The sequence below is a fragment of the Leucobacter sp. G161 genome, from assembly GCF_001482305.1.
GTDB lineage: Bacteria > Actinomycetota > Actinomycetes > Actinomycetales > Microbacteriaceae > Leucobacter.
In genome coordinates, this window is sequence record NZ_LOHP01000034.1 from 1 (window position 1) to 10,618 (window position 10,618).

Sequence of the window (10,618 nt, forward strand, 5' to 3'; positions counted from 1 at the left end):
TGAGGATCGCGCCCAGCTCGTGCGCCGGCGCGTACACCGCGGAGCGGTTTCCGATAATGATGTGCGGCACCCGGTCGAGCGCCCTGAGGAAGCTCGTGTAGCGCTCGCCGTTCGACTGCCGGGCGTCGACGCGCACGACGTCGTCGGCGCCGAACGCCGCGAGGGCGCTCTGCAGTTGATCTTGGTCGCGGTAGTCGGGCAGCACGACGATCACGCTGCGCTCCTGCTCGTGCACGGCGATCGCGAGGTGCGCGAGGCGTGCGGCCCAGCCGCCCACCCATTCCCCGGTCGGGAGGCGGATCGGCGAGTGCGTCGCGGTAAACGCGAGGCGCTCCCCCGCGACGAGCTGGACCGCAATCTCGTGCGCGTCGGCGTCGGGAAGCGCGGCTTCCGTGCGGGATTCGGCTGCGCCCGCGTCGCCCTCCGCGGAGGGATCGCTCGCCTCAACAGGGTTGTCGAGTACTCCTGGCTCAGCGGGCTCAGCTGGCTCAACCGGCTCAGCCGGCCCAGCTGGCTTCCCTGCGAGCGCGAGGTGCTGCTTCTCGACGCGCACCTGACGGCCGGGGATCGCGAGCCTGATGATGTCTCCGGCCGAGCCGCCTGCGCGGTCTGCAACGGAGCGGGCGAGCTTCCAGATTTCCGGGGTGAGCTGTGGCACCGGGCTGACGATGTCGGCAATGGGCGAGAGTTCGCCGCCGAAGCTGCTCGACTCGGAGAAGCCAATGACGTACCCGAAGGCTTTGCGCTGCTGATTGCGGAACGGTACACGCACGCGCTGCCCGACGCGCAATTCATCAGCGAGCTCCTCGGGAACGGCATAGTCGAAGAGATGGTCGAGCTGCGGCAGCGCGGAATCGAGCAACACCTCCGCGACCGCCCGGCCTCCCGGAGCTTCTGCCTCGAGGCAGCTACACGTCGTCAGCTCGGCATGCATGCACGAGCCTTACAGGCCTGCGGCTGCGCGAAGCTCCGCAACGCGAGGTGTTGCCTCCCACGTGAAGTCGGGAAGCTCACGCCCAAAGTGACCGTATGCGCTGGTCTGCGCGTAGATCGGACGGAGCAGGTCAAGGTCGCGGATGATCGCGAGCGGGCGCAGGTCAAAGACCTGGCGCACTGCTGCCTCAATACGTTCGGTTCGCACAGTCTCGGTGCCAAACGTCTCCACGTAGAGCCCAACGGGCGTCGCGCGGCCGATCGCGTAGGCAACCTGCAGCTCGGCGCGGCGGGCGAGGCCCGCGCGTACGACGTGCTTCGCGACCCAGCGCATCGCGTAGGCGGCCGAGCGGTCAACCTTGGATGGGTCTTTCCCACTGAACGCACCGCCACCGTGGCGGCTCGCGCCGCCGTAGGTGTCAATGATGATCTTGCGTCCGGTGAGGCCCGCGTCGCCCATCGGGCCGCCGACCACGAAGGGGCCAGCGGGGTTGATGAAGAACTCGGCGTCGGCGCTCGGCAGGTCCACGAGCTCGAGCACGGGATTGATCACCTCGCGCGCGACGATCTCGCGGAGCGCGGGTACCGACAGGCTCGCAGCGTGCTGCGTCGAGACCACGACGGCCTCGATCGCGGCTGGCCGGTCGCCGTCGTAGCCGATCGTCACCTGGGTCTTGCCGTCGGGGCGCAGCTCGGGGATGATGCCGCTCTTGCGCACCTCCGTGAGACGCTCAGCCAGGCGGTGCGACAGCCAGCTCGGCAGCGGCTGCAGCTCGGGGGTCTCGTCAGTCGCGAACCCGAACATGATGCCCTGGTCACCGGCGCCCTGCGCGCTGAGCTCATCGGTGTCGCCACTCTCGCGCACCTCGAGCGAGACGCCGACGCCATCAGCGATCTCAGGTGACTGTTGGCCGATCGACACAGATACGCCACACGAGGAGGCATCAAACCCCATCTCGGAGCTCGTGTACCCGATCTCACGGATCGTGTCGCGCACGAGCTGCGGGATCTCAACGTAGCCACTCGTTGACACCTCGCCGGCGACGTGCACGAGACCCGTCGTCACGAGCGTCTCAACTGCCACGCGCGCGCCCGGATCCTGCTCCAGCATCGCGTCGAGGATCGAGTCAGAAATGCGGTCGCAAATCTTGTCGGGGTGTCCCTCGGTGACGGACTCGGAGGTGAACTGACGCAGCACGGAGGCTCCTCGCATAGTGGTGAACGTTGCCGACGAAACGCGGCCGAAGAATAGCTGTGGCGCCGGTACCAGTAAGGGTATCCGGCGCCACCGACAGTAAAAGCAGTTACGCCTTGGGCGTCATCTGCAGCTTGCCCTCGACGATCTCGTGGAGAGCGATCGACAGCGGCTTGTCATCGACAGACGAGTCGACCAGCGGGCCGACGTTGTCGAAGAGGTTTCCGTCGTGCAGATCGGTGTAGTAGTCGTTGATCTGGCGCGCGCGCTGAGCGGCGAACACGACCAGAGCGTACTTCGAGTCCACCTTGGCGAGCAGATCGTCGATCGGTGGGTCGATGATGCCGTTGACATTAGCCATGAATTAACTCCTCTAGATAGACCCAACTAGTCTAGCTCATGAGGCCAACACCGCGCCGCAAGATGACGTGACCGTTACGTCCACTCATCCGCGTCCACGCACGACTGCCCGAAACGGAGAGCCGTTCGACCCCCGCCAGGAAGCCAAGGCCCTCCGCCGCGAATGCCGCTGCGGCGGGGATCCCGGGGGCAATCTCGCTCCCCCAGACCGCACGCCGCACCTTCTGCACGACGGGATCGCCTGCGTCAGCCGGCACGTTCTCGGCGACGCGGGCCATCCCCTCGGCGGCAACCACCGCGAGCGAACCGGCGTCGATCTCGCCGCGCGACTCCCACCCGGACAGTGGCGGCAGCACGCCGCTCCACGCCGCGGAGACGGTCATGTCAGGCATCGCAAGATCCAGCCCCGATTCGACCCGCGCTAGCCGGTCAGTGAGGGCACGCACCTCCACGACGGTGTCGACGGGGGCGGCTGGCGCCTCGGACAGCGGGAAGGCCCGCATCACGAGCACCACGGGCGAGTCGTCCATGATGCCGAGCGGCGCCTGCGTGCAGCCGTACACGGCGAGCACGTCACCGCGGGTTTGCAACCGCACCTCGGGCTCGCCAAAGCGGGCGAGTCGCCCCAGATAGTTCTGCAGATCGTCTCGTGTCGCCTGATCGGCAAGGCCCAGTGTTTGTGTGTGCGCGCTCATCGCTTCAAGCCTAGCGTTGCATGATTAGCGCCAGCCGTGCGGGGTCGCCATAGACTGGGCATATGACAGACCCGGCGAAGGAGACTCCTGTGCGCGAAATTCCCGCCCCCAACCTCGCTGAGATGCTCGCCCTTGCGAACGCAGAGGCACGCACTCACTACGACATCTTCACCGGCCCGGCAATGCCAACCCCACACGGGCGGGCGTTTGGCGGGCAGGTGCTCGGCCAGGCGCTCGTCGCCGCCGGGCTGACGGCGCCGGAGGGTCGCGAGATCCATTCGATGCACGGCTACTTCGTGCGCCCGGGCGACAGCCATACCCCGATGACCTTCGAGATCGCCCGACTGCATGACGGCCGGTCCTTTTCCACCCGTCGGGCGCAGGCGTACCAGGACGGCAATGTGCTCATGTCGCTCATCGCGTCCTATCAGGGCAGCGAGGAGGGGCTCGAGCACCAAGAGAGCTTCGACACCGCGAGCATCACGCAGCCAGAAGATCTGCCGTCGGTGTGGGACAAGTACGGCCACCTCACCGGTGAGCGCCGCAACTCGTGGGTTCTCAACCGTCCCTTCGACTTTCGCCACGTCGAGGGCGACCTACTCATGCAGGCCGGCGAACCATCGAACCGTCAGCTCGTCTGGCTGCGCAGCCGCGAACCACTCGAGGGCGGGCAGGCGCTGCACTCGGCCGCGCTCGCGTTTGCCTCTGACTACCTCCTCCTCGAGCCGGTCGCGCGGCAGCACGGGATCCCGTGGGCAACGCCCGGCATGAGCGCGGCAAGCCTCGACCACAGCATGTGGTTCCACCGCCCGTTCCAGGTGGACGAGTGGTTGCTCTACGAACTCGAGTCCCCGACTGCACAGGGCGGTCGCGGGCTCGCGCACGGCCGTTTCTATGACCGCTCTGGCGCGCTCGTCTCGAGCGTCTCGCAGGAGTCGATGATTCGGCTCCCGCGCTAGCGCACGGCTAGTGCCTGCTGAGCTTGACCGGTTCGTCCATCCAGTCGGCGACGGCAGCACGGCCGGCCTCACTGATCCGCGCGGGACGCAGCGACACCGCATCGACCATCACTGCGACGGTGACTGCACGCGCGACGACGGTGCGCTCTGACTGCGCCCCATCGATGATCTCGCAGTGGATCTCAAGGTTCGCTCCGCCGATCTTCCCGATCCACATCTCAACGATGACCGGCTGCTCCGAGTACTCGAGCACGCGCACGTAGTCGATTCGCTGACTCGCGACGAGCATCTTCTGCGCGCTCGTCTCGTTCGAGCTGAAGTGCTCCTCGAGACCGGTCGCCTCGTCGGCTGCACCCATCCAGAGCGTTCGGACGCGTGCTTCTTCGAGGAGCCGGGCGAAGGTCACGTTGTTGACGTGCCCGTATGCGTCTTGATCGCCCCACCGGAGCTGAATTCGGACGTGCGCTCGTGCCATCAGTCGTTCCTTTCGTCGGGCCCGCGCATCGCGGGGCCGCCACGCAAAACAGCAGTGCCCGCAGGATTCACGCCTGCGGGCACTGCATTGCGACCTAGTCGCGGGTGAGCTTGCGGTAGTGGCTCCGCGACGGCTTCGCCGCGTCCGCGCCGAGGCGCTCTACCTTGTTGGCCTCGTATGCTTCGAAGTTGCCCTCGAACCAGTGCCAGTCGGCCGGGTTCTCGTCGGTGCCTTCGTAGGCGAGGATGTGGGTCGCGATGCGGTCAAGGAACCAGCGATCGTGGGTGATGACCACGGCGCAACCGGGGAACTCGAGCAGTGCGTTCTCGAGCGACTGCAGCGTTTCGACGTCGAGGTCGTTCGTGGGCTCATCGAGCAGCAGCAGGTTGCCGCCCTGCTTGAGCGTGAGCGCGAGGTTCAACCGGTTGCGCTCACCGCCCGACAGCACGCCGGCCTTCTTCTGCTGGTCGGGGCCCTTGAATCCGAACTTCGAGACGTAGGCGCGCGACGGGATCTCGGTCTTGCCGACCGTGATGATGTCCAGCCCCTCGCTGACAACTTCCCAGAGCGTCTTGTCCGGGTCGATGTTCGCGCGGTTCTGGTCGACGTAGCTGATCTTCACGGTCTCGCCGATCTTGAGATCGCCCGAGTCGATCGGCTCAAGGCCGACGATCGTCTTGAACAGCGTCGTCTTTCCGACGCCGTTCGGGCCGATGACGCCGACAATGCCGTTCGGCGGCAGGCTGAACGACAGCCCCTCGATGAGGGTACGGTCGCCGAAGCTCTTCTTGAGATCCTTCGCCTCGATGACGATGTTGCCCAGGCGGGGACCCGCGGGAATCTGGATCTCCTCGAAGTCCAGCTTCTTCGTGCGCTCCGCCTCGGTCGCCATCTCCTCGTAGCGCGCAAGACGCGCCTTCGACTTCGCCTGACGGCCCTTCGTGTTCGAGCGAACCCACTCGAGCTCGTCCTTCAGGCGGCGTGCGAGCTTCTGGTCCTTCTTGCCCTGGACGTCAAGGCGCTCGGCCTTCTTCTCGAGGTAGGTCGAGTAGTTGCCCTCGTAGCCGATGAGGCGTCCGCGGTCGACCTCGGCGATCCACTCGGCGACGTTGTCCAGGAAGTACCTATCGTGCGTAATCGCGATGACGGCGCCGTGGTACTTCTGCAGGTGCTGCTCAAGCCACAGCACGCTCTCGGCGTCAAGGTGGTTCGTGGGCTCATCAAGGAGCAGTAGGTCGGGCTTCTGGAGCAGCAGCTTCGTCAGCGCGACACGGCGCTTCTCGCCGCCGGAGAGCGGCCCAACCGCTGCGTCGCCCGGGGGCGTGCGCAGTGCATCCATGGCCTGCGCGAGCTGGTTGTCGAGATCCCAGCCGTCAGCAGCGTCGATCTCTTCCTGCAGCGTACCCATCTCGGCGAGGAGGGTGTCGAAGTCAGCGTCGGGCTCGGCCATGAGCGCGGAAATCTCGTTGAACCGGTCGAGCTTCGCCTTGATCGCGATCCCGCCCTCAATGTTCTCGAGGACCGTCTTGGTCTCGTCAAGCTCGGGCTCCTGCATGAGGATGCCGACCGTATATCCGGGCGAGAGCATTGCCTCGCCGTTCGACGGGGTATCCATGCCGGCCATAATCTTGAGGATCGTCGACTTACCGGCGCCGTTCGGACCGACCATGCCGATCTTCGCGCCCGGCAGGAACGACATTGATACGTCGTCAAGGATCAGCTTCTCGCCGACCGCCTTGCGCGCGCGGCTCATCTGGTAAATGTATTCAGCCATATGTTTTCCGGGCGCGTGCGCCCCGAACTCCCTGTTTCACAAAAGTGGAATCTATCGCCGTCTACTCTACCCGCTCTGACCACGTCGTACCCCTGTGTGAGAATCAGATCTATGAGCGACTTCCGACTCCCTCTTGCCCAGATCCCACAAGGGCCGGTCGCGACGCCACCCACGGTACGTGAACTCACAGCGGGGCGAGCGTTGGAGGCGGTGTGGGTGAACGGGCTCGGCGGGCTGACATTCCGAGATGCGGGCCCTGGCGATGGCGCCCGGTTCGTGAAGTGGGTCGCCGCGGGGACCCCTGAGATTGACCTCGCTGCCGAGGCCGCACGGCTCCGGTGGGCCGGCCAGCACGGCGCGGTTGCCCCAACGGTCATCGAGCAGGGAACGAACGCGCACGGATCCTGGCTCATCACCGCCGCACTCGCCGGGGAATCTGCGGTCTCGCCGCGGTGGATCGCAGAGCCGGAGACCGCGGCCCGCGCGATTGGGGCGGGGCTGCGCCTGCTCCACGACACCTTGCCCGTCGTCTCCTGCCCGTATCGGTGGGATGTCACCACACGAGCTGCGCAGTTCGAGCAGCGGATCCGCGCGGGCGCCGGCCCGGCCGACTGGGCGCCCGCGTATCGCGGGCTCAGCGTGGCCCGGGTGCGGGAGATCCTTCGGGAATCGCCAGCGGTGGCGGATCCGGTCGTGTGTCACGGCGACCCGTGCGCTCCCAACACCCTCATTGGTGGCGATGGGACATTCGCCGGCCACGTCGATCTTGGCGATCTCGGCGTCGGCGACCGCTGGGCGGATCTCGCGGTCGCAGCGTGGAGCACCGAGTGGAACTACGGGCCGGGATTCGACGAGCACGTGTACGAGGGCTATGGCGTGACGGCGGACGCGGAGCGGATCGCCTTCTACCGATTGCTGTGGGAGGTGAGCTGAGCGCGCGCCCGGAGTCGTGTCACGCTCGCGCCGCGCGATCGGTGCCCAGGAGGCTCGCCGCGACGGCACCCGCCTGCACGGCGGGTTCCGGGCTCGCGTCGATGCCCGCAGTGACGAGGGCACCCTCGACGAGCAGGAATACTCCGTCGGCGATCGGACGTGAGCCACCCGCGCTGATCACCACCCCCGTCACGTATTCGCGGAGCTTGGTCTTGTGTTCCCGCACGGCGGCAGCCACCCCGGGGGTGGTGGCCCCAAGCTCACCAAACGCGTTGATCCACGCGCAGCCGCGATATCCCTCGCCCGCAAGCCAGGCAGTCAGCCAGTCGAAGATGGCTTGCACGCGCGCCTCGGGCTGCGCCTCGCGCTCGACATGCGCGGCAAGCTCGCCACGCCACCGCTCGTCGCGGCGGTCGAGCATGGCGACAGCCAACGCGTCCTTGCCGGCATACAGGGCATAGATGCGCTTGAGTGGCAGCCCCGACGCCTCGCGAATCGCGTCCATCCCCACCGACTGGTACCCCTGCCCGTAGAAGAGCTCCTCTGCAGCGTCAAGCAGTCGATCGACTTCTGAATCGGTGCGCATGCCGGGCTCCTTCAACTTGCCTTGAGAACGTTCGTTCTCTAGCATAGCAAGCACGTCGAGAACGGTCGTTCTCACCTGGGGGAAGGAGTTGTCTATGACCGCCGCAAGCACGTCACGATTCTCGAGCGGGGCTCCGGCCCGGCCTCCGCTGCGCACCGTAGCCGCAGCCACGGTCGCCGCCACAGTGACCCTTCTCGTACTCGCGGCGCTGACCACGCTCAGCGGACACGCGCTCCTCATCCCACCGATCGCCGCAAGCATGGCCCTCGTCGCCGGCGCACCGTCACTGCCGCTCGCTCAACCGCGCAGCGTGATCGGCGGCCAGCTCATCTCCGCCTGCGTCGGCATCGGCGTCGGCCTCGTGAGCCATTCGCTCTGGGCCGCCGCGGTCGCCGGAGGCCTCGCACTCGGCGCGATGCTCCTCGCGCGCACCTCGCACTCCCCCGCTGCAGCAACGGCGGCGATCGGCACGACGATCACCGAGGGGCAGCTGTCGTTCATCCTCTGCGCTGGGATCGCTGCAGTGGTGCTCGTGCTCAGCGGGCTGGCACGCTCGGCATTCGGCAAGACGAAGTACCCCGCCTACTGGTGGTGAGGCGGCGAGTGCCAGCTACCAGTCGATCGGCCGCGTGTCACCAATCAGGCAGACGTTACGCTCAGGGCCGACCGCCGCAACCGCTTCGGCAACGACCTCACGCCCCTCGGTCACGAGTTGCCCGATGAGGCAGGACTCGCCTGCCCGCACGGCAACGTAGATGCTGTCCGCCACGAGGTTCGTCTTCGACTGGTCATAGGACACTTGCATCTCAGCCTTGTCAAAACCGCCTGCGGCCACCGCGTCCACGATGGGCTGCCCCTGAATCGGCTGTTCCCCCTCCGCGTAGCCGACCAGCAGCTGGCGGAAGAATGGGAGATTCTCCTCGGCAGAACCGCCAGGCACAAACTCAGCGGGCTCGGCCGGCTGCTCAACCTGAGGACGCTCAGGCGTCGTCGGTGTCGGCCCTTCAAGGAGCGAGCACGAGCTGAGCCCCAGCGCGAGCAACAGCGCCCCTGCGACCGCGGCAGACGTTCGGCGGGCTCGATTCACAACCATGCACTCAGTCTATGGGGAGTCAGGGCCCGGTCGGCGAAGGGAAGCTGTGAGCGTTCCCCACATGGAGCTCAACGCGTCCGGGAGGGCGCCATTGTCCACATTCTCAGGCCCACGGTCGTCCGCGCAAGGCTGCCAAGGCACGCTGGAGAACACGACGACCCCGCCTGGATCCCGTCGTCCGCAGCCACCACAGGGCTGCAATCCAGCGAACAGGAGCAGACATGTCCCAGCACTTCAGCACCATCGGTCAGATCGCCACCGACCCCAAACTCTTCACCCCGGCGGGTGGTGCGGCATTTTGCACGTTCCGCCTCGCGAGCACGGAGCGGCGCTACGACGTCGGGAAACAGGAATGGACCGACACCGAAACCAATTGGTTCACCGTGAACACGTTTCGCAGCCTCGCACAGCACGCAAAGAGTTCGTTCAGCAAGGGCGATCGCGTCGTCGTCACGGGCAAGCTCCGAGTGCGTGCGTGGGAGGCCGACGAGAAACGCGGGACCTCCGTCGAGATCGACGCCGATGGCATTGGGCACGACGTGCGCTTCGGCGTGTCCGTTTTCGTGAAAAACCCCGTGCCCGAAGCCCGCGAGGGCGCCGCTGCGGAAGCGACCGAAGCGACCGCCGCCGGGCAGGCAGAGCCGCCGCAGTCTGATCTTGGTGCCGCAGCGCCCGCACCAACGGCCACCGCACCGCCCACAGACCCAGCGCCCACAGACCCAGGGTTTACAGAGCCAGGGTTCGCAGAACCAGGGGTCGCAGGCGCCGAGACCGCGCACTCAGGCGATGGGTTTACCCCGCGGCTCGCGAGTGCCTAGCTGCCAATGGGGCGAGGCGCCGCTGCCGCCCGCGCACGACGGGAGAGCAGGCGGTCGAGCCCGAAGTACAGGTAGCCCACGCCGATGAGGGCGACCGCGAGCGCGAGCACGCGCAGCACCACGCCGAAGACGCCGTGAGCGTCGACATCGAGGAAGGGGTAGGGGTACCGCTGTCCCGGGGAGAACTCGCCGCCGAGGCCACCGTATGTGAACGCGAATACCAGGTAGAGCAGCGGAATCACGGCCCAAAGGAGCGGATCGAATCCGCGAACGCGTCCCTTGGGCACGAACAGCAGCCAGTCAAGAATGAGCAGACAGGGGGTGATGATGTGAATGAGATTGTCGGTGAGCGAGAACGGCACGTAGCCGCTGTCCTGCACGAACGTCGCCGGTACCAGCACGATGAGGTACACGAGCATGGTAATCGTGATCGCCATCATGATTGCCGCGCTCCACCGCGCCGACGGCGTCGAGTGCCCGCGCGGCCCGGTCGTTCCAAGATCCCGCACCGTGATGAGCACGAGCAGCGCCATCCAGATGAGGCAGAGGATGTTGCTCTGCACGGTGTAGAACGTGAACGATGCCCATCCGGGTTCTGGGCCGAAGATCCCGGTGATGCGGACGATGCCGGCGGTGATGAGCACGAGCGCGACGACCCGGAAGAAGAGCGCAAGTGGCCGCACGACGAACGCGCCGCTCGCCAGCAACGTTCCGCTCGCGGTCGCCGAGTGGGTGCTGAGCCCGCTGTGGCGACTCGCGATGGATTCACTCACAGAAGATTGTTCAGCCATGGCGAA

The 10,618-nt window shown here is 66.5% G+C and carries 12 protein-coding genes and 1 pseudogene; 4 read left to right on the plus strand and 9 right to left on the minus strand.

The annotated features are described in order from the left end of the window. The 4 genes and pseudogenes from AUL38_RS03050 to AUL38_RS03065 all read right to left on the minus strand — a co-directional run. Positions 1 to 934, minus strand: a pseudogene (locus AUL38_RS03050) (hypothetical protein); the annotation flags it as partial. A gap of 9 nt (positions 935 to 943) precedes the next feature. Beyond that, positions 944 to 2,146 carry a methionine adenosyltransferase gene (gene metK, locus AUL38_RS03055; RefSeq protein WP_059059235.1) on the minus strand — a complete coding sequence of 401 codons (1,203 nt, stop codon included), beginning with the start codon at positions 2,144 to 2,146 and terminating at the stop codon, positions 944 to 946. 91 nt (positions 2,147 to 2,237) lie between these two features. Beyond that, on the minus strand, positions 2,238 to 2,489 hold the full coding sequence (gene rpoZ / locus AUL38_RS03060) for a DNA-directed RNA polymerase subunit omega (protein ID WP_042544196.1): 252 nt from the start codon (positions 2,487 to 2,489) through the stop codon (positions 2,238 to 2,240). 31 nt (positions 2,490 to 2,520) lie between these two features. Then, on the minus strand, positions 2,521 to 3,183 hold the full coding sequence (locus AUL38_RS03065) for a hypothetical protein (protein ID WP_059059237.1): 663 nt from the start codon (positions 3,181 to 3,183) through the stop codon (positions 2,521 to 2,523). Positions 3,184 to 3,245: 62 nt separating this feature from the next. Between AUL38_RS03065 and AUL38_RS03070 the strand changes: the two genes are divergently transcribed. Continuing rightward, positions 3,246 to 4,142, plus strand: a complete 897-nt coding sequence (locus AUL38_RS03070) for an acyl-CoA thioesterase II (RefSeq protein ID WP_083506545.1) — start codon at positions 3,246 to 3,248, stop codon at positions 4,140 to 4,142. 7 nt (positions 4,143 to 4,149) lie between these two features. On the opposite strand, the gene AUL38_RS03075 is transcribed toward AUL38_RS03070, so the two are convergent. Both AUL38_RS03075 and ettA read right to left on the minus strand, forming a co-directional pair. Continuing rightward, positions 4,150 to 4,617, minus strand: a complete 468-nt coding sequence (locus tag AUL38_RS03075) for a thioesterase family protein (RefSeq protein WP_059059239.1) — start codon at positions 4,615 to 4,617, stop codon at positions 4,150 to 4,152. Between the two features lie 94 nt (positions 4,618 to 4,711). After that, positions 4,712 to 6,391 carry an energy-dependent translational throttle protein EttA gene (gene ettA, locus AUL38_RS03080; RefSeq protein WP_059059241.1) on the minus strand — a complete coding sequence of 560 codons (1,680 nt, stop codon included), beginning with the start codon at positions 6,389 to 6,391 and terminating at the stop codon, positions 4,712 to 4,714. Between the two features lie 111 nt (positions 6,392 to 6,502). Here ettA and AUL38_RS03085 point away from each other — a divergent pair, with 111 nt between their 5' ends. Beyond that, positions 6,503 to 7,324, plus strand: coding sequence for an aminoglycoside 3'-phosphotransferase (locus AUL38_RS03085; RefSeq protein ID WP_059059242.1), 822 nt, complete (start codon positions 6,503 to 6,505; stop codon positions 7,322 to 7,324). A 19-nt stretch (positions 7,325 to 7,343) separates the two neighbouring features. Here AUL38_RS03085 and AUL38_RS03090 read toward each other — a convergent pair whose 3' ends face one another. Then, positions 7,344 to 7,910 (minus strand): TetR/AcrR family transcriptional regulator, encoded by a 567-nt coding sequence (locus AUL38_RS03090; RefSeq protein WP_059059243.1) that lies wholly within the window; start codon positions 7,908 to 7,910, stop codon positions 7,344 to 7,346. Positions 7,911 to 8,004: 94 nt separating this feature from the next. Here AUL38_RS03090 and AUL38_RS03095 point away from each other — a divergent pair, with 94 nt between their 5' ends. Beyond that, positions 8,005 to 8,505, plus strand: a complete 501-nt coding sequence (locus tag AUL38_RS03095; protein ID WP_059059244.1) for an HPP family protein — start codon at positions 8,005 to 8,007, stop codon at positions 8,503 to 8,505. 15 nt (positions 8,506 to 8,520) lie between these two features. On the opposite strand, the gene AUL38_RS03100 is transcribed toward AUL38_RS03095, so the two are convergent. Then, positions 8,521 to 9,003, minus strand: a complete 483-nt coding sequence (locus AUL38_RS03100) for a hypothetical protein (RefSeq protein WP_059059245.1) — start codon at positions 9,001 to 9,003, stop codon at positions 8,521 to 8,523. 221 nt (positions 9,004 to 9,224) lie between these two features. Between AUL38_RS03100 and AUL38_RS03105 the strand changes: the two genes are divergently transcribed. After that, complete coding sequence (locus AUL38_RS03105; RefSeq protein WP_059059246.1) at positions 9,225 to 9,821, plus strand: single-stranded DNA-binding protein; 597 nt, start codon at positions 9,225 to 9,227, stop codon at positions 9,819 to 9,821. Here AUL38_RS03105 and AUL38_RS03110 read toward each other — a convergent pair. Beyond that, entirely contained in the window at positions 9,818 to 10,612 is a 795-nt protein-coding gene (locus AUL38_RS03110; protein WP_059059247.1) for a Pr6Pr family membrane protein, read from the minus strand. The genes AUL38_RS03105 and AUL38_RS03110 overlap by 4 nt on opposite strands. Positions 10,613 to 10,618: the final 6 nt, after the last annotated feature.

Bases quoted from the DNA above. Each gene is read 5' to 3' on its own strand.
- metK (WP_059059235.1), bottom strand. From the start codon at position 2,146: ATGCGAGGAGCCTCCGTGCTGCGTCAGTTCACCTCCGAGTCCGTCACC.
- rpoZ (WP_042544196.1), bottom strand. From the start codon at position 2,489: ATGGCTAATGTCAACGGCATCATCGACCCACCGATCGACGATCTGCTC.
- AUL38_RS03065 (WP_059059237.1), bottom strand. From the start codon at position 3,183: ATGAGCGCGCACACACAAACACTGGGCCTTGCCGATCAGGCGACACGA.
- AUL38_RS03070 (WP_083506545.1), top strand. From the start codon at position 3,246: ATGACAGACCCGGCGAAGGAGACTCCTGTGCGCGAAATTCCCGCCCCC.
- AUL38_RS03075 (WP_059059239.1), bottom strand. From the start codon at position 4,617: ATGGCACGAGCGCACGTCCGAATTCAGCTCCGGTGGGGCGATCAAGAC.
- ettA (WP_059059241.1), bottom strand. From the start codon at position 6,391: ATGGCTGAATACATTTACCAGATGAGCCGCGCGCGCAAGGCGGTCGGC.
- AUL38_RS03085 (WP_059059242.1), top strand. From the start codon at position 6,503: ATGAGCGACTTCCGACTCCCTCTTGCCCAGATCCCACAAGGGCCGGTC.
- AUL38_RS03090 (WP_059059243.1), bottom strand. From the start codon at position 7,910: ATGCGCACCGATTCAGAAGTCGATCGACTGCTTGACGCTGCAGAGGAG.
- AUL38_RS03095 (WP_059059244.1), top strand. From the start codon at position 8,005: ATGACCGCCGCAAGCACGTCACGATTCTCGAGCGGGGCTCCGGCCCGG.
- AUL38_RS03100 (WP_059059245.1), bottom strand. From the start codon at position 9,003: ATGGTTGTGAATCGAGCCCGCCGAACGTCTGCCGCGGTCGCAGGGGCG.
- AUL38_RS03105 (WP_059059246.1), top strand. From the start codon at position 9,225: ATGTCCCAGCACTTCAGCACCATCGGTCAGATCGCCACCGACCCCAAA.
- AUL38_RS03110 (WP_059059247.1), bottom strand. From the start codon at position 10,612: ATGGCTGAACAATCTTCTGTGAGTGAATCCATCGCGAGTCGCCACAGC.